Source organism: Rhodococcus sp. IEGM 1305 (assembly GCF_030058635.1).
GTDB lineage: Bacteria > Actinomycetota > Actinomycetes > Mycobacteriales > Mycobacteriaceae > Rhodococcus_F > Rhodococcus_F opacus_D.
The window spans coordinates 50,685-69,017 of sequence record NZ_JASHKX010000001.1 but is presented as its reverse complement, the minus strand read 5'-3'; the positions used below and the strand labels follow the sequence as shown (position 1 = coordinate 69,017).

Below are 18,333 nucleotides of genomic sequence, written 5' to 3'. Positions count from 1 at the left end.
TCGAGTGAACCGAGTCAGCCCCGGTGTTTCGCCGACAGGAAGTCGGACCAGCGGACCTCGGGATGCGTCGCGAGCAGTGCCCGGCGCTGCCGTTCCGTCATCCCACCCCAGATGCCGAATTCGACTCGATTGTCGAGTGCGTACGCACCGCATTCCATCAGCACCGGACAGTGCCTGCAGAGGGCGGCGGCTTTGCGTTGCGCGGCGCCTGTGACGAAGAGCTGATCTGGGTCTCCTTCTCGACACTGAGCCCACGTTATCCAGCCGAGGTCCTCTGCGGGGTGTGCGAGGTCGTGGCGCCTGTTCGGTTTGCTCATGTGGAGCCATCCCATCTCGAAGACCGAGCACAGTCAGGGCACTGGGAATGCGGGCACGGCCCGATGGATCGTGTGAAAGATTCGGTTGCGGACAGATTTTCGCAACGCCTCGGCTCCGGCGACGAGGTGCGATCGACAATTGCACCGCTGACAGATTAACTGCACTCCGTGCCGATCGCGCGTCGGAGATCGGCCCTGCCGTCGTGGGTGCAGACTGGATCCATGGTGTCGATGCAGCGCGAGCGGGAAGACAAGTACGAGGTGGGGCTCGAGTTCGTCCTGCCGGATCTCGAGGACGTGTTGCCTGCCGGTGGACGGATCGAGCAGGGCACGGTGAATCTGAACAGCGTCTACTACGACACGGATGACCGCGATCTGCTCCGTCAGAAGATCACGTTCCGCCGCCGGACCGGGGACGCCGATGTGGGATGGCAGTTGAAGGTCCCCGCAGACAAAGCCCGCACCGAGATTCGGATGCCTCCGGGTGAGAGTGACGCGGTTCCCGACGAGTTGGCGGCCATGATTGCGGGTGTCGCGCTGGGTAAACCTGTGCATCCGGTGGCGACGCTGAAAACCGTGCGACGCACGCAGCGACTCCTCGACCGGGACGACCGTCTGCTGGCGGAAGTGGCCGACGACAGCGTGCGCGGTGCCGTCGCCGGCGATCGCGCAGTCCTGAGCGAGTGGCGGGAGGTGGAGGTCGAACTCGGTGATGCCGGGGACGAGAAACTGCTCGGGAAGATCGGTAAACGCCTCACCCGCCGGGGAGCGCAGCCGTCGCGGTATCCGTCGAAGCTCAGCCGGGTGCTCAGCGCCGCGCACCTCGCGGGCGGCGACACGACCCGGACGACAGTGGAAGCGGTGCTCGTCGACTACCTGGATGCCCAGGTCCAGGCGATCGTGGCCGGCGACGTGTGGTTGCGTCGTGGACTGGACCCGGTCCATCCCACCCGCGTGGGAATCCGACGTTTCCGCAGCACGCTACGGGTATTCGGGCGCCTGTTCGATAAGACCGCGCGGGCAGAACTCGACGCGGAACTGTCGTGGTACGCCGGACTGCTGGGGGAAGTGCGGGATCGGCAGGTGCAACGCGCACGCTTCGCGGACGCCCTCGTGGCCCTGCCTTCCGAACTGGTGATGGGCCCGGTCGCCGCGCGCATCGAGAACGATCTGCTCGCCGAGCAACTCCGTCGTACGAAGGAAGTAATGGAAGCCCTCGACGGTGACCGCTACCGTGCGCTGTTGGCCACGCTGGCGCGGTGGCGCACCACGCCACCGCTGACCGCCGAGGCCGGCGACGATCCCCGCGTGATCGACAAGTGCGTGCGGAAGGCCGAACGCAAGGCGCTCACACGCGTCACCACCGCGACTGCCGGCGACGACGATGCGGCCCTGCACCGCGCGCGGAAGGCCGCCAAACGAGCCCGGTACGCCGCCGAACTCGCCGCACCGATTCTGGGAAAGAAGACGGCGAAGAAGAAAGCGGCACGGTTCAAGAAGATGCAGAAGATTCTCGGCGAGCACCAGGACAGCGTCGTCGCCGCGGAGACGCTCCGGAGTCTCGGTGCCCGCGCCGGCACGACACCGGGCGAGAACGGTTTCACGTTCGGCCTGTTGTACGGTTTGGAACTGCAGAAGGCGCGGCAGGCCCGGGAGGACGCCGCCCGGCTCGCGTCGACCTAGAAGTCGAGGTCAGCCGGTCGGAATCGGCGCGAGGTACCGCAGCGCCGGAGGCGGACCTGCACCGCAGTCGACGAACCACACGCCCCCTTTCGCGGTCGCGCCCGAGGGAGGGAGGCCCGGTATTCCGCGCGACTGCGCGAACTCGGCCAGCGCGTTGAGGATCTCCCCGTGGGTGCAGAAAACCGCCCGGTCGGCGTCGGGTCTGTGTAGCGCGGCGAACAGTTCGTCGGGGGGTGCGTCCGGTGCCAGCAGTGGTTCGTCGTGAATTGGCAGACCGCGCGCCTGCGCGAGCGGCAGCAGGGTCTGGCGACAACGGGTGGTGGGACTGGAGAGCAGTGTCTCGATCTCGATGCCGCTCAGCGCCGCGACGAGACCGTGGGCCTGCTCGTGCCCGAGCGGGCTCAGCGGACGCTCGACGTCGGGGCCGTGCCACTGTTTCTTCTCGCCCGCATGGGAATGCCGGACCAGGACGAACATTCTCACCTTCTCCCGGCGCAGGGATGGTCGTTGAAGACTCCCACGCGAGACGACAATTGGCCACCGCGACCTGAGAATCGAAATGCTCTGCGGGGTAGCGCACACACCCCGACCGTCAGGTACGGAGGGAAGTGCGGATCCCGTAGATCGCGGCCCCGACTCCGAGGACGATCACGCCCGAGATCACCGAGGCCAGGGGGAGGAACGCGGCGAGAACGACACATCCGACGGCGCCGACGACGGCCACCAGCCGCGACCACGGTTTCGCAGACAGGGTCCAGGCCGATGCGTTGGCGATCAGGTAGTAGACCAGGACCGCGAACGAGGAGAACCCGATGACGCCGCGCAGATCCGCTGTCGCGGCGAGGAGGGCCACCACCACACCGACGGCCAACTCGGCCCGATAGGGCACCGCGAACCGGGGGTGGACGGCGTCGAGCAGACGTGGCAGATGGCCGTCCCGTGCCATCGCGAACGTGGTCCGTGACACCCCGAGGATCAGGGCGAGCAGTGAGCCGAGCGCCGCGACCACCGCAGCCACCCGGACCACCGGCTCCAGGCCGCCGAACCCCACAGCGGCAACGGCCTGCGCGAGTGGATCCGTCGCGGCAGCGAGTGCGTCGGCGCCGAGAGCCTGCAGGACGGCGACCGCGACGCACAGGTACACGACGAGTGTGATCGCCAGAGCGATGGGGATCGCCCGGGAGATGGTCCGGGCCGGGTCCTTCACCTCCTCGCCGAGCGTGGCGATCCGGGCGTACCCGGCGAACGCGAAGAACAGCAGGCCGGCGGCCTGCAGGACTCCGGCCACGCCGTGACCCGAGGTGATCGCGAGGCCGTCGAAGCCGGTGTCGGAACCGGTCAGGCACACGACGACGACCACGGCGAGGACGGCGAGCACCACGAACACGATGACCCGGGTGACCAGCGCGGACTTCTGCACACCCAGGTAGTTCACCGCCGTGATAGCGACGACGGCGATCACCGCGACGAGATGCTCGCGGCCGGGCCAGGCGTAGGCGCCGACGGTCAGGGCCATCGCGGCACACGAGGCTGTCTTGCCGACCACGAATCCCCAGCCCGCCAGATACCCGAAGAACGGTCCCAGACGTTCACGGCCGTAGACATAGGTGCCACCGGATTGCGGGTACAGCGCGGCGAGCCGGGCCGAGGAGTGGGCATTGCAGTACGCGATCACCGCGGCCACCGCCAACCCGACGAGCAGGGCGCCTCCGGCAGCGGCTGCGGCAGGCCCCAGCGCGGCGAAGATCCCCGCCCCGATCATCGACCCGAGGCCGATCATCACCGAGTCGAATACTCCCAGCCGCCGGCGCAACTGTGGCGTCGCGGTCGGGTGCGCGTCGTTGCCTTCCGAAATCTCGTCACCGGCCATGCGTGGAAGTCTCCCCTTCGGACGTGCGGGTGTCGGGCACTCCAACGCTAGCGGTTGTCCGGAACTCGGACGTGAACCCCTCGGGATCAAGCAGTTTCGGTGCGACGACGCCGCTCGCGATCACGACCAGGGCTGCGTCGGCCGTGGCGAGTGGGTGCGGGCATCGCGCGTAATACACCGATAAGCACGCGAAGGGGTGATTTCCGCCAACCGCTCGGACCATAATTGTGTCATCGGGAAAACGGCTACACCGAAATCATGTGTAACCCGAGAATCATCGGCCGGTGAGACGCCGGGCGACAATCGAATCAAAGGTGACATCAGATGAACACGTTCGCGTTGCGCACGGCGATTACCTCGGCCGCGATCGCCGCCTGTTTTGCCCTCGGTTCGGGCGTCGCGGCGGCGGCACCGGCATTTCATGGAGACCCGAACACACCCGGCACGCAACTCCACGTCCACAACGATCCCAACACCCCCGCCGACAACAACAGTTATCAGTGCGGGGCGATCGGCGTCGGGGGCGCCGGGGTCGGATCGAACCCTCCCGGAGGCAGCGGGCAACTCAACGGCGTCTTCTTCGGCAGCGGCCCCGTCCAGGGTGGTTGCATCGGGAATGACGGGTCGGTGCACTTCCCGTCCGGACGTGCCGAGTAGTACGGCCTGATCCGCACCTGGGCCGTCCGCTACGTTGCGCCCTGATTCGACATCTGTCAATATCGACGCATGTCGAATCAGGATTTGTCGGACGGTGGCGCGTGTTGCTCGCCGCTCGCGCGTGAACCATTGACCGAGGACTGGGCCGGGGATCTGGCCCGGATGTTCAAGGCCCTCGGCGATCCGGTGCGCCTGCGCCTGCTGAGCCTGATCGCCAGCCACGCCGGCGGTGAAGCCTGCGTGTGCGACATCTCCGAGTCGTTCGACTTGTCGCAGCCGACGATCTCGCATCACCTGAAGGTGCTGCGCGCCGCCGGCCTGCTGGACTGCGAGCGTCGCGGCACCTGGGTGTACTACTGGGTGATCCCGTCGGCGCTGCAGCAGCTGTCCGCTGTGCTGCTGACCGAGAGCGGACCGGTCGTCCCGTCCGAGACCTGCACCTCCACGGAGGTTCCGGCATGAGCGAGGTCTCGACCACCGAACACCCGGCCGTCGTCGGCAAACTCTCCACCCTGGACCGGTTCCTGCCGGTGTGGATCGGCGTCGCCATGGTCGCCGGACTGCTCCTCGGCCGGATGATCCCCGGGCTCGGGGACGCCCTGAGCGCCGTCGAGATCGACGGCATCTCGTTGCCGATCGCCCTCGGCCTGCTGATCATGATGTACCCGGTGCTCGCCAAGGTCCGCTACGACCGACTCGACACCGTCACCGGCGACCGCAGACTGCTCATCGGATCGTTGGTACTGAACTGGGTGCTCGGTCCGGCGCTGATGTTCGCCCTCGCCTGGTTGCTCCTGCCGGATCTGCCCGAGTACCGCACCGGGCTGATCATCGTCGGCCTGGCCCGCTGCATCGCCATGGTCATCATCTGGAACGACCTCGCCTGCGGTGACCGCGAGGCCGCCGCCGTGCTGGTCGCGATCAACTCGGTGTTCCAGGTGATCATGTTCGCCGCGCTCGGCTGGTTCTACCTGTCCGTGCTACCTGGCTGGCTCGGCCTCGAGCAGACCACCATCGACACCTCCCCGTGGCAGATCGCGAAGTCGGTGCTCATCTTCCTGGGCATCCCGTTGGTTGCCGGCTACCTCACCCGCCGCTTCGGCGAAAAGGCCAAGGGCCGCACCTGGTACGAAACCAAGTTCATCCCGAAGATCGGGCCCTGGGCGCTGTACGGCCTGCTGTTCACGATCGTGATCCTCTTCGCCCTGCAGGGTGACCGGATCACCTCCCAGCCGTGGGACGTCGTCCGGATCGCGGTCCCGCTGCTGGCGTACTTCGCGATCATGTGGGGCGGCGGCTACGCGCTCGGCGCCGTCATGGGCTTGGGCTACGAACGCACCACCACTCTCGCGTTCACCGCCGCGGGCAACAACTTCGAACTCGCCATCGCCGTAGCCATCGCCACCTACGGCGCCACTTCCGGGCAGGCCCTGGCCGGTGTCGTCGGACCGCTGATCGAGGTCCCCGTTCTCGTCGGGCTCGTCTATGTGTCCCTGGCGCTGCGCAACCGGTTCTCGCATTCCGCTGGTTTCACCGACGCCCCCGCATCCGTGACGAAGGAGTCCTGATGTCCGATCCGCTCGATGAGGAACTGCGCTTCCAGATCCAGCAGGCGCAACCGGAACTGCTGATGCCCCAAGCCGTGCTGTCGCGCACCGGCGAGCATCTGGCCGTCAAGTACACCGGGGTGTTCTCCCCACAGACGGTGGAGCGGTATGTCTTCGAGTCCTACACCGCGCTGCGGCGCACCGCGAAGGTACACACCCACCCCGTCGCGGATCACCCGCACTACCTCGGCACCCGGGTTCGCCAGCTGCTGCGCGAGCTCACCACCGTCCCCGCCTGACCGAACCGGTCGGGCCCCACCGACTTCCGTTCCCGTTCCACCGAAAGGACTTCTTCATGTCCACCACCCCGAGCGTGTTGTTCGTCTGCGTCCACAACGCCGGCCGCTCCCAGATGGCCGCCGGGTCCGCCCCGGCCGCAACCATCAACTCCGCCGCCGTCGAGGCCATGGCCGAGATCGGGATCGACATCTCCGCCCAGTCCCCGAAGATCCTCACCCCGGACGCCGTGCAGACCTCCGACGTGGTGATCACCATGGGCTGCGGCGACGCCTGCCCCGTCTTCCCTGGGGTCAGCTACCGCGACTGGGCGCTCGACGACCCGGCCGGCAAACGCGTCGACGCGGTCCGTCCGATCCGCGACGAAATCCGGAGCCGGGTCGAGGCGCTGATCGCCGAACTCGTCCCCGCCACCGCCTGAGAGACGGAGACGAGACGATGAGCAGGCCCTCCGTGTTGTTCGTGTGCGTGAAGAACGGCGGCAAGTCGCAGATGGCCGCCGGACTGATGCGCAAGGCCGCCGGGGATGCGGTCGAGGTGTATTCGGCCGGCACCAAACCCGGCAACAGCGTGAACGCACTTTCGGCGGAGTCGCTGCTCGAGGTCGGAGTGGACATCACCGGGGAGACCCCGAAGCTGATCGACCCGCAGCTGGTCCGCGATGTCGATGTGGTCGTCACCCTCGGCCGCGAGGCCCACGTCGACCCGGTGGACGGCACCCGGTTCGAGAACTGGGACACCATTGAGCCGTCCGAGCGCGGCATCGACGGGATCGAGCGGATGCGGCTGGTCCGCGACGACATCACCGCCCGCGTGAATCAGCTCGCCGCCCAACTCCGCACCACCCACCAGTCCTGAGATCGGCCGAGGAGAACACCATGAGCACCATCGAAATTTTCGAACCCGCCCTGTGCTGCAACACCGGCGTCTGCGGCGACGACGTCGACCAGGGTCTGGTCACCTTCTCCGCCGACATGGACTGGGTCCGCTCCCAGGGCGGGGACATCGCCCGGTTCAACCTGGCCAGCGAACCGCTCGCCTTCGCCGAGCGCGAACCCGTCAAGGCGTTCCTCCAGGTCTCGGGATCCGAAGGACTGCCCCTGGTGCTCGTCGACGGTGTCACCGCGCAGACCGGCCGCTACCCCGACCGCACCCAGCTCGCCAAGTGGGCCGGCATCGGCACCGACACCCCGTACGCAGGCGCACCCGCCGGCATCACCATGCTCGGGCTCACCGACACCACCGACGCCGGATCCTGCTGCTCCCCCACCGACACCGGCAGCACCAGCTGCTGCTGAAAGGCATTGCCCGCAATGAAGTTTCTCGACACCCCGCCCCGCTTCCTGTTCTTCACCGGTAAGGGCGGGGTCGGGAAGACCTCGATCGCCTGCGCCGCAGCCATCACACTTGCCCGCGCGGGCAAGCGGGTGCTGCTGGTGAGCACCGACCCCGCCTCCAACGTCGGGCAGGTCTTCGGACTCACCATCGGCAACACCGTCACCGAAGTCCTCACCGTGCCCGGGCTCTCGGCGCTCGAGATCGACCCCGAGCAGGCCGCCGACGCCTACCGCGAACGCATCGTCGGACCGGTGCGGGGTTTGTTGCCGGAGAAGGAGCTGGCGTCGATCACCGAGCAGCTGTCCGGGTCGTGCACCACCGAGATCGCCTCGTTCAACGAGTTCACCGTCCTGCTCACCGACCACGACACCCTTGCAGACTTCGACCACGTGCTCTTCGACACCGCCCCCACCGGGCACACCATCCGGCTGCTGCAGCTGCCCGGCTCGTGGACCGACTTCCTCAGCACCGGCAAGGGTGACGCCTCCTGCCTGGGCCCGATGTCCGGGCTCGAGAAGCAGCGCACCATCTACGCCGACGCCGTCGCCGCCCTCGCCGATCCTCAGCGCACCCGCCTGGTCCTGGTCACCCGCGCCCAGAGCGCCCCGCTCGCCGAGATCGCCCGCACCCACGCCGAACTCGCCGACATCGGGCTCACCCACCAGCACGTCGTCGTCAACGGTGTCCTCCCCACCCCCGAGGACTGCGACCAACTCGCCGCCGCGATCCGCGACCGCGAACAGGCCGCCCTCGACGCTCTTCCCCGTGAACTGCGCACCTTGCCGCTCGACGAGATCGAGCTCAAGGCCACCAACATGGTCGGCATCAGCGCACTCGAGAGCCTGTTCACCCCGCACCCTGCCCCGACACCCCAGGCCCTCGCCGAGGATGCGGCACCGTTGCCCGATGCGCCGCTGTCCGCCCTGATCGACGAACTCGCCGACGCCGATCACGGGCTGATCATGTGCATGGGCAAGGGCGGGGTCGGCAAGACCACCCTCGCCGCCGCGATCGCCGTCGCCCTCGCCCAGCGTGGCCACCAGGTGCACCTGACCACCACCGACCCGGCCGCGCATCTGACCGACACCCTCGCCGGGAACCTCGACGGCCTGCAGATGTCGCGGATCGACCCCGCCGTCGCCACCGCGCAGTACCGGGACCGGGTGCTGGCCACCAAGGGTGCGGCACTGGACGAACAGGGCCGGGCCACCCTCGCCGAGGACCTGGCCTCGCCGTGCACCGAGGAAGTCGCTGTCTTCCAAGCGTTCTCCCGGGTCATCCACGAGTCGCGCCGCAAGTTCGTCGTCGTCGACACCGCCCCCACCGGGCACACCCTGCTGCTCCTCGATGCCACCGGCTCGTATCACCGGGAGATCGCCCGGCAGATGGGCGACAACACGAACTTCACCACCCCGCTGATGCGGCTGCAGAGCCCGGACGAGACGAAGGTCCTGCTCGTCACGCTCGCCGAAACCACCCCGCGCCTCGAAGCCGAAGGGTTGCAGGCCGACCTGCAACGCGCCGGGATCGAGCCGTGGGCCTGGGTGGTCAACAACTCCCTCGCTGCAGCAAACCCGACATCGGAGTTGCTCCAGCAAAGGTCGGTCACCGAGCGGGACGAGATCGACACCATCACTCGGACACACAGCCGGTATGCGATCGTTCCGATGTTGCCGGCCGAACCAATCGGAACAGGAGCTCTTGCCGCGCTCGCTGGAGCCGAGAACACGGTCACCGCCAGCTAAGGCAGCCCCCGGTTTCCCGGTTCCATTGTCGAGCACGATGGGTCAATGATTCCCGGTCGTGCAGGCAGTGGATCTGCTCCGAGAGTTCCTGGCCGAGGATCTGGCCGACCACGCAGCATTGAGACGGCGCCACCCAAGCCTGACCACGCAGGATGTCCCACAAGCGGCCGAGTCGCACACGCACACGTTCAGTGCGCGCACTGAACGTGCCTCGCACCAAGCCAGCGGGACGAAGTGGTCGCCGAGTTCGACCTGCGCGCGCAGAGTAACCGGCCGACCCGTGCGCCCCCAGGCCCCACCGAACACCGACACCGCACGACGCGCCGCGTCGGGCATTTCGACAAACATGCCCTATACCCCATGGGGTACTTGCATACCCCATGGGGTATAGGGCATTCTTGTTGACAAGGAGAAAGATCCTGCCAACTTCGGAGGAGACCGCGATGATTCTCGAGCAGTACTACATCGAGTGCCTGTCCCACGCCTCGTACCTGATCGGAGACGAATCCACCGGGCGAGCCGTCGTAGTCGACCCGCGCCGCGACATCACCGAGTACCTCGACGACGCCCGCACGCACGGGCTCACCATCGACGGGGTGATCAACACCCACTTCCACGCCGACTTCGTCTCCGGGCACCTCGAATTGGTCGAGGCCACCGGCGCCTGGATCGGCTTCGGCGAGGCCGCCGAGACCGACTACCCGATCCGTCGCCTCGCGCACGGCGAGCGCATTTCCCTCGGGCGAGTCGACCTCGAGATCCTCGCCACCCCCGGCCACACCTGGGAATCGATCAGCGTCCTGGTCCGGGAAACCGCGGACGCCGCCCCGACCGCGGTCCTGACCGGGGATTCGCTGTTCATCGGCGATGTCGGTCGGCCCGACCTGGTCAACCTCGGCGACGGCTCCACCACGGACCTGGCCCGGGCGATGTACCACACGGTGCACGACACGCTACTGGCCCTGCCCGACGGCGTGACGGTGATGCCCGCGCACGGCGCCGGCTCCTCCTGTGGCAAGAACCTGTCCGCGGAGCTCACCTCGACCATCGGGGAACAACGGCGCACCAACGCGTCGGCTCAGCCGATGAGCGAGGACGCATTCGTCGCGTTGATCACCGACGGCCAGCCCGCGGTACCGGCGTACTTCTCGGTGGACGCGGCCCTGAACAAGTCCACCCACCCGGCACTCGACCAGCACCGCCGGATCCCGGAACTGGCCGCCGACCGGGTGCGCGCCGAACTCGCCGCCGGCACCCGGGTACTCGATGCCCGCACCGTCGACGACTTCGCCGCCGGACACCTGCGCGGTGCGGTCAACGTCGGCTTCGACGGCCGGTTCGCCGAAACCGGCGGCATGGTCGCCGAGGTCGGCGAGGCGATCGTGCTGATCACCTACCCGGGCGAGGAACAGGACGCGGCGATGCGCCTGGCCCGGATCGGCTCGGACAACGTGATCGGCTACCTCGGCACCGACACCGACGGCATCCTCCCCACCGCACTCGCCGACCTCGTCCAGACGGCGCCGCGCACCACCGTCACCGAACTCGACCGGCTGCGCGCCGACGATGCGATCACCCTGGTCGACATCCGCAACCCCGCCGAACGCGACTTCGGCGTCATCCCCGGTGCGATCCCGGTTCCGTTGGCGCAGTTGCGTTCCCGCGCCCAGGAGCTGCCGACCGGCAAGCCGATCGTGGTGCACTGTGCCGGTGGATGGCGTTCGAGCGTCGCTGCATCGCTGCTACGCGCCCGCGGTATCGAGCGGGTCAGCGATCTCGTCGGCGGCTACAACGCATGGGCCGCACAGCAGGTGACGGCCTGACGCTCTCGATAACATCCCAGGAAAGGATCCCTCATGACCACCAAAAACCTCACCCACACGGACTTCGCATCCACGATCACCGACAACGCCATCGTGCGCGTCGACTTCTGGGCGTCGTGGTGCGGCCCGCGGCGTTACGATCAGCGGTATCCAAGGAGGAACCCACCATGTGTTATCCAGTTGCGTGCCCCGGCTGCGGAAAGACGACCTGGGGAGGCTGCGGTGCACACGTCGACGGTGTCATGAAGACCGTGCCCGAATCCCAGAAGTGCACCTGCGAGGACAATCCCGCTCCCCCCGCGAAATCCGGATTCTTCAGCACACTCTTCGGCCGGTGACCGCACCACCCACCCACCCTGCCGGCAGACCCTTGCCACCCAGACTGCCGGCCACCGCACACTCGAGAATGCCGTCGACAAGGCCGGGACTCGCCGACGGAGCAGGGATTCGGCTCGCACCGAGAGTGAGATGCAGGCCGGCGCGACAGCGAAGCTCGGCGAAAGGATGGAATGCAATGCCACCCTCGGCGACCTGCACTCCCCGCCCGCGGATCGAGCGGTCAGACCCAACCGGCAGATCGGACTGCTGCCCTGCGACGTCCTCGTGCGCGAAGGCCCGTCCACCCTCGGCCTCGCCGAGCTCCTCGACGCGCTGCTGATCCGCCTGATCTTGCGGCCGGTACCGCTGCGCCTGACCGGGCACGCCGCCTGGTGGTCACCGGCCTGGCTGCGCAAGGTCCTGCCGAAGATCAGCTTCTCCCACTGAGCGTCGGGACCGTGGCCGCGGGTGGGGTGGGGCAATACACAATGCACCCACCCCACCCTTGGTACCCCCGGGGGTATACTGTGATCAGGTCTCAGGAAAGGAACCATGATGGTCGGCGACGAAGACAGCATTGCATTGGTACTCAACCGGCTCCGCCGGGCCCACGGGCAGCTCGCCGGGGTGATCTCGATGATCGAGCAGGGACGCGACTGCAAGGACGTCGTCACCCAGCTCGCCGCAGTCTCCCGCGCCCTGGATCGCGCCGGGTTCAAGATCGTTGCCACCGGGCTACGGGAATGCCTCACCGGCGAGCCCGAGGACGGCAAGGAACCGATGACCGAGGCCGAGCTCGAAAAGCTCTTCCTCGCCCTCGCCTGAGGCTCTATCCGGCGCCCCTACCCCCGTTCGACGACGACGAAAGGCGACCATGACCGACGCGACCCACCGGCGCGGCTGGACGATCGAAAAGGATCGTGCCGCCACTCGCCGGGACGGTGGTGCTCGCGGGCATCGCACTGTCACTGGTCTTTACGTCGTGGTAGCTGCTGCTCACCAGGTTCGCAGGCCGCGAACCCGCTGCTCCACCGCCTCGGTGTGCCCCGGCGCACCGCAGTATGCCCGACCTGATCTCAGGTCGCCGACAGAAAGGCAGACACGCTCATGACACTCGCACTGTCGACCACCCTGCGCACCTCGTTCGCCGACGCGGTGGACCGCACCCGCAAAGCCCTGGCCGAGCAGGGTTTCGGGGTCCTCACCGAGATCGACATGAAGGCCACCCTGAAGGCGAAACTCGGTGAAGACATGGAGGACTACCTGATCCTCGGTGCCTGCAATCCGCCGCTCGCGCACCGCGCGGTCACCGTGGACCGGCAGATCGGGCTGCTCCTGCCGTGCAACGTCGTCGTGCGTGCCGACCCCTCCGATCCGGGCACGGTGCTGATCGACGCGATGAACCCACAGGTGATGGTGCAGGTCGCCGACCAACCCGGGCTCGGAGCCGTCGCCGACGACGCCACCGCCGCATTGCAGGCCGCCATCGACTCCTTGCGCGCGGGCGCATCGAAGGACTGAGACTGCACCTGCCCATTCCCGTTGACGGAAAGGAGGATCGGTGACTCTGACCGTCGCGCTCGCCCTCGGAGCGATCATCGGCGTCCTGCTTGGACTCCTCGGCGGCGGCGGGTCGATCCTGGCCGTCCCCGCGCTGGTCTTCGGCCTCGGCCTCGACCTCGAACAGGCCATTCCGATCTCCCTGCTCGTGATCGGTGTCGCCTCTCTCGCCGGAGCCGTCCCGAAAATTCGCGAGCACCAAGTGAATTGGCGCATGGCCGGGGTATTCGCCGCCTGCGGCATTCCCGCCACCTTCGCCGGCAGCGCGATCGGGCGCCTGCTGCCGCAATCGGTGGTCCTGATCGGTTTCGCTGCCGTGATGGTCGTCGCCGGGATCCGGATGCTGATGGACCGAGGCGACACCGGCACGGCCTGCGAGGTCGGGGACTCGGGGATCGACTGGCGCCGCTGCGCCCCCCGATCGATCCCCGCCGGGATCGCGGTGGGATTGCTGACCGGCCTGTTCGGTGTCGGCGGCGGATTCTTGATCATCCCAGCCCTGGTGCTGATGCTCGGTCTGGACATGTCGGTCGCGGTCGGCACCTCGCTGGTCATCATCGTCGCGAACTCGGCGGCCGGTCTGGTCTCGCACCTGAGCGGCGCGAGCATCGACTGGGCGATCACCTTCGCGTTCGCGGGCACCGCGATCGCAGGGTCCATGATCGCCGGTCATTTCGGCACCAAGGTCGACACCGACCGGCTGCAGCGGTGGTTCGCCTATCTCGTCTTCGCCGTCGCCGCCTACGTGCTGATCGACACGATCTTGCTGCGCTGATGCCGCGGGCGGCTTGCATCACACCGTTTCACCTATGCCCTCCGGGCATGCGAACACCAGAGAATATGTGAGGAAGGTACGAGTCATGGATGTGTCGATCATCGAGACCTCGAGCCTGGGCGACCGCAGTTACCTGGTCAGCGACGGCGCTGTCGGCGTCGTCGTCGACCCGCAACGCGACATCGACCGGGTCTTAACTCTCGCCCACGACCGCGGCGTGCGGATCACCCACGTCCTCGAGACCCACATCCACAACGACTACGTCACCGGTGGCCTCAAGCTGGCCCGCACCGTCGGCGCCGAATACGCCGTCCCCACCGGCGACGACGTCGGCTACCAGCGGCGCGCCGTCGAGGACGGCGACGTCATCGACGCCGGACCGATCCAATTGCAGGTCATGCACACCCCCGGTCACACCCACCACCACGTCAGCTACGTCCTCCGTGACACCGCCGGCACCCCCCACGCAGTCTTCACCGGTGGATCGATGCTCTTCGGCACCACCGGCCGCACCGACCTCCTCGGCAAGGCCCACACCCGGGAACTGACCCACGCCCAGTACCACTCGGTGCGCCGCTTGGCGGACGAGCTCCCCGCCGACACCAAAATCTACCCCACCCACGGATTCGGCAGCTTCTGCGCCGCCACCCCCGCGAGCGGGGACTCCTCCACCGTCGGCGAACAACGCACCACCAACCCCGCCCTGACCCAGGACGAGCAAAGCTACGTCGACGACCTGATCGCCGGTCTGTCCGAGTATCCCGCCTACTACGCCCACATGGGCGTGATCAACACCCGAGGACCGGCCTCGGTCGACCTGTCGCTGCCCGCACCCGTCGACCCGGACGAGCTCCGCCGCCGCATCGAGGCCGGCGAATGGGTCGTGGACCTGCGGGAGCGCACCGCCTTCGCCGCCGGCCACCTCGGCGGCACCCTCGGCTTCGAGCTGTCGGACTCGTTCGTCACCTACCTCGGCTGGCTCTACCAGTGGGGTGCACCCCTGACCCTGATCGGCGAAAACGAAGACCAGGTCACCGACGCCCGCCGCGAACTGGTCCGCATCGGCATCGACGACCTCACCGGCGCCGCTATCGGCGAAATCCACACCCTCGTTGCCGGCACCGAACTGCGCTCCTACCGGGTCGCCGACTTCCCCGCCCTCACAAACGCACTGCACGAGAAGGACATCACCGTCCTGGACGTCCGCCAACGCAACGAATACGAGAGCAGCCACATCGGCGGGGCGATCAACATTCCCCTCCACGAGCTCCTCGGCCGCATGACCGAGCTACCCCCCGGTGAGGTCTGGGTGCACTGCGCCTCCGGCTACCGCGCCTCCGTCGCCGCCTCGATGATCGACCGACCCGACCGCACGACCGTGCTGATCAACGACGACTACGAGAACTCGAAGGACACCCGTGGGATCGGGGTGCCCGCCCAGCGCTGAAAGCAACTCCTGGCGACCACGGGATGGTGCAGGACGGTTATGCACGCATCGGTGATCACCGTCCCCGCGTGCAAGTGGGGACCAGCTGCTGGTGTATCGCTCAACATCTCGAGGAACGTTTCGCACGGGGGAGATCGACGCCGAGGAGTTCGGTGACCTGCTGCGCATGCTCGACGACAGCGACTGATGGAACCGATCAGCGCCGCCGCGCACTGCAACCCGGCGGCCTGGGCCTGGCCGGCGCGCTCGCGGGTGGGCTCGGATCGGCGGGGGGTGGAGGCGTTCCGGCGGCTGCTGGCCGGAACGCTACCTGGCGCGCGGTCATCGTGCCGTGAACACTTCCGAGTGCGGCACCCGATAGCCCGCAGTGATCGCGGGACGAGCTCGGGCCCGGAACTGCTCGGCTCAGGGCTGCGGCGCGGTGCGACGTTACACATCGCGCCTGGACGCGGAACGGGCGAAACTCACTCTGCCCCTGGAACTTCCGGCAGGGGTGCGGTCCAGGTCAGGCGGGTTCCACCGGGGGTGGGGCTGGTGAGGGTGCAGGTGCCGCCGGCCTCCTGGGCGCGGACAGTGAGGTTGTGCAGGCCGCTGCGGACACCGGTGGCGGGGATGCCGATGCCGTCGTCGGTGACGCAGATGGTGAGGTCGTCGCCGACGGAGACAGTGACATCCACCTGGTGGGCGTGGGCGTGGTGTACGACGTTGCTCAGTGCTTCCCGCAGCACTGCTTCGGCATGGTCGGCGAGGGGTCCGGTGACCACACTCAGTGGCCCGGACATGCGCATCGTGGTGCGCAACCCGCTCTCACCGGTTTGTTCGGTAACGATCGCGGTCAACGCCGGGCGCAGCGCGAACCCGTCGTCCTCCCCGCCGTGCAGGTCGAAGATGGCGGTGCGGACATCGGTGATGATGTCTTGAACGTCGTCGATCATCTCCGACAACCGTTGCCGGGCCTCGGGGACGCGGCTGCGGGCCTGGGCGCTTTGCAGGTGCAGTCCGTGCGCGAACAACCGTTGGATGACGTGGTCGTGCAGATCCCGGGCGATCCGGTCCCGCTCGGCGATCAGCGACAGGGCGGTCAGTTGGCGTTGATCATCGGCCAGTTTCAACGCGAGGGCGGCCTGGTCGGCGAACGCCGCGGCCAACGGCAGTTGGCGGTCGTCGAACGGTTCCCGGCCGCGGCTGCGGATAAGGGCGAGGACCCCGGTCACCGAGTCCGCGGACACCCGCAACGGCAGCAGCAAAGCCGGACCGTGCGGGCCGGTGTCGCTGATCTCCGGCTCCTGGATCAGGTTCCCGGTGCGGTAGACCCGCCCGGTAGCGGTGTCGTCGACACCGATCCGCATGCCGGGCACGCTCGGATCGCTTCCGGCGTACGCGGTGACGGTGAGGGCGGTGACGTCGGCGGAAACTTGGTCGAGGTCGTCCGGTCGGGCGATCAGGACGTGGTCGGCGCCGGCCAGGTGGCGGGCCCGGCGAGCGATCAGGTCGAGCACCTCGCTGGGGTCGATGGCGGCGAGCAGTTCGCCGCGGATCTCGCTGGTGGCCTGCTGCCACTGCTGGCGCTGACGGGCTTGTTCGAACAGGCGGGCGTTGTCGATGGCGATCCCGGCCGCCGCCGCGAGGGCCTGGATGAGGTCTTCGTCGTCCTCGGTGAAGGACTGGCCTGCGGCTTTGTCGGTGAGGTAGAGGTTGCCGTAGACCTGCCCGCGGACGCGGACCGGCACACCGAGGAAGGTGCGCATCGGCGGGTGACGTGCGGGAAACCCCGCAGACGCGCGGTGCCCGGTGATGTCGTCCAGGCGTAGCGGTGCGGGACGGTCGATGAGCAGGCCGAGAAGGCCATGCCCGGTCGGCAACTCCCCGATCAGGTGGCGAGTCTCGTCGTCGACGCCCGCGTAGACGAATTCCTGCAATCGGTCTCCGCTGTGGTTGAGCACGCCGAGGGCTCCGTATCGGCAGTCGACCAGCCTGATGGCCGCGTCGACGATCCGCCGCAGGGTCGCAGCGAGGTCGAGGCCGGACGAGACGGTGAGCATCGCCGCGAGTAGGCCGTCGAAGTGTTCCCGGGAGGCGGTCATCTGCTCGATGCGGTCCTGCCGTTCGGTCAGCATTTGCCGTAGCCGTAACTGCGAGAGAGTGTCGAGCAGGAGCGATTCGTCGTCTCCTGGCATCGTCTACCAGCTTTCTGCGCCGCTTCCCGACTCGCCCGCCGTACAGGCGCGGGCGACGTAGCCGACGGCGACGCGTACACCCCGAGGATATCCCCTTGTCGTCGACGTCAAACCCCGCGACGGGTGGGCGATCCTCCTGGTGGGTTCCCGACCGCGGCAGGCGAACGACTTAGGACTCTAACCACGAGGGGAACAACCGCCCATGCTGGAGAAGGTAGAGGCACGCACCCGACCGTCGCGCCTGGAAAGAAGACCACGCGATGCGTACCTCCGGCCGTGACGGCACCCTGACCCCGACCGAATGCGTCCACGCGTTGCGGTCGGTGCCCACGGGTCGTCTGCTCTACACCGAGGACGCCCTGCCCGCGGTCCGGCTGGTGACCTTCGCCGCCCCTCGCGCCGAGATCATCATCGCGACCTGCAACGAGTCCTGGTTCGGCCGCTTCGATCGGACGTTCGTCGCGTTCGAGGCCGGGCATGTCGAGTCGGGAACCCGCGACGGGTGGAGTGTGGTCGTTCTCGGCCATGCCCGTACCGCCACGGGCTCGGAGTATCTGTCCGGGTTCGACCACTCCGGTCCGTCCCCGTGGACGATCCGGTCCTCGGACTGCTACCTCGTCCTCGACATCGAGCACGTCACCGGGCGACGAATGACCCTGCCCCGGCTGGCAGGCGACCAGCGATAGGGCTCCCCTGCTGGTGACCGTGATGGGACATTGCGTTCGGTGGCGGCGACGCGATCACCACCGCCCTCAACGGCACGCTCCAGAGAAAGCACA

Annotated in this window: 21 protein-coding genes and 1 pseudogene; 18 read left to right on the top strand and 4 right to left on the bottom strand. The window is 67.8% G+C overall.

Translation table 11 applies throughout. The features are described from left to right. Positions 1-14: 14 nt before the first annotated feature. The gene (locus QM693_RS00305) at positions 15-317 is read right to left on the bottom strand and encodes a WhiB family transcriptional regulator (protein WP_283350994.1); all 303 of its coding nucleotides are present in this window, start codon (positions 315-317) and stop codon (positions 15-17) included. A 222-nt stretch (positions 318-539) separates the two neighbouring features. Here QM693_RS00305 and QM693_RS00300 point away from each other — a divergent pair, with 222 nt between their 5' ends. Further along, positions 540-2,000, top strand: coding sequence for a CYTH and CHAD domain-containing protein (locus QM693_RS00300; RefSeq protein ID WP_283350993.1), 1,461 nt, complete (start codon positions 540-542; stop codon positions 1,998-2,000). Between the two features lie 9 nt (positions 2,001-2,009). Here QM693_RS00300 and QM693_RS00295 read toward each other — a convergent pair whose 3' ends face one another. Further along, positions 2,010-2,477 (bottom strand): SixA phosphatase family protein, encoded by a 468-nt coding sequence (locus QM693_RS00295; protein ID WP_005264417.1) that lies wholly within the window; start codon positions 2,475-2,477, stop codon positions 2,010-2,012. A 115-nt stretch (positions 2,478-2,592) separates the two neighbouring features. After that, the gene (locus QM693_RS00290; protein WP_283350992.1) at positions 2,593-3,870 is read right to left on the bottom strand and encodes an APC family permease; all 1,278 of its coding nucleotides are present in this window, start codon (positions 3,868-3,870) and stop codon (positions 2,593-2,595) included. A gap of 324 nt (positions 3,871-4,194) precedes the next feature. Between QM693_RS00290 and QM693_RS00285 the strand changes: the two genes are divergently transcribed. The 16 genes and pseudogenes from QM693_RS00285 (at position 4,195) to QM693_RS00215 (ending at position 15,377) form a co-directional block, all read left to right on the top strand. Beyond that, a complete protein-coding gene (locus tag QM693_RS00285; RefSeq protein WP_283350991.1) occupies positions 4,195-4,527 on the top strand; it encodes a hypothetical protein in 333 nt (110 codons plus the stop codon). Between the two features lie 69 nt (positions 4,528-4,596). Further along, positions 4,597-4,989: an ArsR/SmtB family transcription factor gene (locus tag QM693_RS00280; RefSeq protein WP_283350990.1), complete on the top strand. Its 393-nt coding sequence runs from the start codon at positions 4,597-4,599 to the stop codon at positions 4,987-4,989. Next, positions 4,986-6,095 (top strand): ACR3 family arsenite efflux transporter, encoded by a 1,110-nt coding sequence (gene arsB / locus QM693_RS00275; protein WP_283350989.1) that lies wholly within the window; start codon positions 4,986-4,988, stop codon positions 6,093-6,095. Before QM693_RS00280 ends, arsB begins: the two co-directional genes overlap by 4 nt. Beyond that, positions 6,095-6,373 (top strand): hypothetical protein, encoded by a 279-nt coding sequence (locus QM693_RS00270; RefSeq protein WP_283350988.1) that lies wholly within the window; start codon positions 6,095-6,097, stop codon positions 6,371-6,373. The genes arsB and QM693_RS00270 overlap by 1 nt, the downstream gene beginning before the upstream one ends. 56 nt (positions 6,374-6,429) lie before the next feature. Further along, positions 6,430-6,792: an arsenate reductase ArsC gene (locus QM693_RS00265; RefSeq protein ID WP_283350987.1), complete on the top strand. Its 363-nt coding sequence runs from the start codon at positions 6,430-6,432 to the stop codon at positions 6,790-6,792. Positions 6,793-6,809: 17 nt separating this feature from the next. After that, a complete protein-coding gene (locus QM693_RS00260; RefSeq protein ID WP_283350986.1) occupies positions 6,810-7,229 on the top strand; it encodes an arsenate-mycothiol transferase ArsC in 420 nt (139 codons plus the stop codon). A gap of 20 nt (positions 7,230-7,249) precedes the next feature. Continuing rightward, positions 7,250-7,669 carry an arsenite efflux transporter metallochaperone ArsD gene (arsD, locus tag QM693_RS00255; protein ID WP_283350985.1) on the top strand — a complete coding sequence of 140 codons (420 nt, stop codon included), beginning with the start codon at positions 7,250-7,252 and terminating at the stop codon, positions 7,667-7,669. Between the two features lie 15 nt (positions 7,670-7,684). Further along, entirely contained in the window at positions 7,685-9,454 is a 1,770-nt protein-coding gene (arsA, locus tag QM693_RS00250) for an arsenical pump-driving ATPase (RefSeq protein ID WP_283350984.1), read from the top strand. Between the two features lie 443 nt (positions 9,455-9,897). Then, entirely contained in the window at positions 9,898-11,277 is a 1,380-nt protein-coding gene (locus QM693_RS00245) for an MBL fold metallo-hydrolase (protein ID WP_283350983.1), read from the top strand. A 33-nt stretch (positions 11,278-11,310) separates the two neighbouring features. Beyond that, a pseudogene (locus tag QM693_RS00240) lies at positions 11,311-11,412 on the top strand (thioredoxin domain-containing protein); the annotation flags it as partial. Between the two features lie 32 nt (positions 11,413-11,444). Then, a complete protein-coding gene (locus QM693_RS37700; protein ID WP_502942568.1) occupies positions 11,445-11,615 on the top strand; it encodes a DUF8730 family Cys-rich protein in 171 nt (56 codons plus the stop codon). Between the two features lie 130 nt (positions 11,616-11,745). Then, positions 11,746-12,042 carry a DUF302 domain-containing protein gene (locus QM693_RS00235; RefSeq protein WP_283351488.1) on the top strand — a complete coding sequence of 99 codons (297 nt, stop codon included), beginning with the start codon at positions 11,746-11,748 and terminating at the stop codon, positions 12,040-12,042. A 108-nt stretch (positions 12,043-12,150) separates the two neighbouring features. Then, positions 12,151-12,420, top strand: a complete 270-nt coding sequence (locus QM693_RS00230) for a metal-sensitive transcriptional regulator (protein WP_005257459.1) — start codon at positions 12,151-12,153, stop codon at positions 12,418-12,420. A gap of 282 nt (positions 12,421-12,702) precedes the next feature. Beyond that, on the top strand, positions 12,703-13,116 hold the full coding sequence (locus QM693_RS00225) for a DUF302 domain-containing protein (RefSeq protein WP_283350982.1): 414 nt from the start codon (positions 12,703-12,705) through the stop codon (positions 13,114-13,116). 40 nt (positions 13,117-13,156) lie between these two features. Then, a complete protein-coding gene (locus QM693_RS00220) occupies positions 13,157-13,930 on the top strand; it encodes a sulfite exporter TauE/SafE family protein (RefSeq protein WP_283350981.1) in 774 nt (257 codons plus the stop codon). An 85-nt stretch (positions 13,931-14,015) separates the two neighbouring features. Continuing rightward, positions 14,016-15,377, top strand: coding sequence for an MBL fold metallo-hydrolase (locus QM693_RS00215; RefSeq protein WP_283350980.1), 1,362 nt, complete (start codon positions 14,016-14,018; stop codon positions 15,375-15,377). Between the two features lie 464 nt (positions 15,378-15,841). Here the strand turns inward: QM693_RS00215 and QM693_RS00210 are convergent, their stop codons facing one another. Continuing rightward, positions 15,842-17,554 carry a GAF domain-containing sensor histidine kinase gene (locus tag QM693_RS00210; protein ID WP_283350979.1) on the bottom strand — a complete coding sequence of 571 codons (1,713 nt, stop codon included), beginning with the start codon at positions 17,552-17,554 and terminating at the stop codon, positions 15,842-15,844. Between the two features lie 260 nt (positions 17,555-17,814). On the opposite strand from QM693_RS00210, the gene QM693_RS00205 reads away from it, so the two are divergent. Beyond that, the gene (locus QM693_RS00205; protein ID WP_283350978.1) at positions 17,815-18,240 is read left to right on the top strand and encodes a pyridoxamine 5'-phosphate oxidase family protein; all 426 of its coding nucleotides are present in this window, start codon (positions 17,815-17,817) and stop codon (positions 18,238-18,240) included. The last annotated feature ends 93 nt before the right edge of the window (positions 18,241-18,333 follow it).

Coding starts and splice junctions, on each gene's coding strand:
- QM693_RS00305 (WP_283350994.1), bottom strand. CDS start 317: ATGAGCAAACCGAACAGGCGCCACGACCTCGCACACCCCGCAGAGGAC.
- QM693_RS00300 (WP_283350993.1), top strand. CDS start 540: ATGGTGTCGATGCAGCGCGAGCGGGAAGACAAGTACGAGGTGGGGCTC.
- QM693_RS00295 (WP_005264417.1), bottom strand. CDS start 2,477: ATGTTCGTCCTGGTCCGGCATTCCCATGCGGGCGAGAAGAAACAGTGG.
- QM693_RS00290 (WP_283350992.1), bottom strand. CDS start 3,870: ATGGCCGGTGACGAGATTTCGGAAGGCAACGACGCGCACCCGACCGCG.
- QM693_RS00285 (WP_283350991.1), top strand. CDS start 4,195: ATGAACACGTTCGCGTTGCGCACGGCGATTACCTCGGCCGCGATCGCC.
- QM693_RS00280 (WP_283350990.1), top strand. CDS start 4,597: ATGTCGAATCAGGATTTGTCGGACGGTGGCGCGTGTTGCTCGCCGCTC.
- arsB (WP_283350989.1), top strand. CDS start 4,986: ATGAGCGAGGTCTCGACCACCGAACACCCGGCCGTCGTCGGCAAACTC.
- QM693_RS00270 (WP_283350988.1), top strand. CDS start 6,095: ATGTCCGATCCGCTCGATGAGGAACTGCGCTTCCAGATCCAGCAGGCG.
- QM693_RS00265 (WP_283350987.1), top strand. CDS start 6,430: ATGTCCACCACCCCGAGCGTGTTGTTCGTCTGCGTCCACAACGCCGGC.
- QM693_RS00260 (WP_283350986.1), top strand. CDS start 6,810: ATGAGCAGGCCCTCCGTGTTGTTCGTGTGCGTGAAGAACGGCGGCAAG.
- arsD (WP_283350985.1), top strand. CDS start 7,250: ATGAGCACCATCGAAATTTTCGAACCCGCCCTGTGCTGCAACACCGGC.
- arsA (WP_283350984.1), top strand. CDS start 7,685: ATGAAGTTTCTCGACACCCCGCCCCGCTTCCTGTTCTTCACCGGTAAG.
- QM693_RS00245 (WP_283350983.1), top strand. CDS start 9,898: ATGATTCTCGAGCAGTACTACATCGAGTGCCTGTCCCACGCCTCGTAC.
- QM693_RS37700 (WP_502942568.1), top strand. CDS start 11,445: ATGTGTTATCCAGTTGCGTGCCCCGGCTGCGGAAAGACGACCTGGGGA.
- QM693_RS00235 (WP_283351488.1), top strand. CDS start 11,746: ATGCAGGCCGGCGCGACAGCGAAGCTCGGCGAAAGGATGGAATGCAAT.
- QM693_RS00230 (WP_005257459.1), top strand. CDS start 12,151: ATGGTCGGCGACGAAGACAGCATTGCATTGGTACTCAACCGGCTCCGC.
- QM693_RS00225 (WP_283350982.1), top strand. CDS start 12,703: ATGACACTCGCACTGTCGACCACCCTGCGCACCTCGTTCGCCGACGCG.
- QM693_RS00215 (WP_283350980.1), top strand. CDS start 14,016: ATGGATGTGTCGATCATCGAGACCTCGAGCCTGGGCGACCGCAGTTAC.
- QM693_RS00210 (WP_283350979.1), bottom strand. CDS start 17,554: ATGCCAGGAGACGACGAATCGCTCCTGCTCGACACTCTCTCGCAGTTA.
- QM693_RS00205 (WP_283350978.1), top strand. CDS start 17,815: ATGCGTACCTCCGGCCGTGACGGCACCCTGACCCCGACCGAATGCGTC.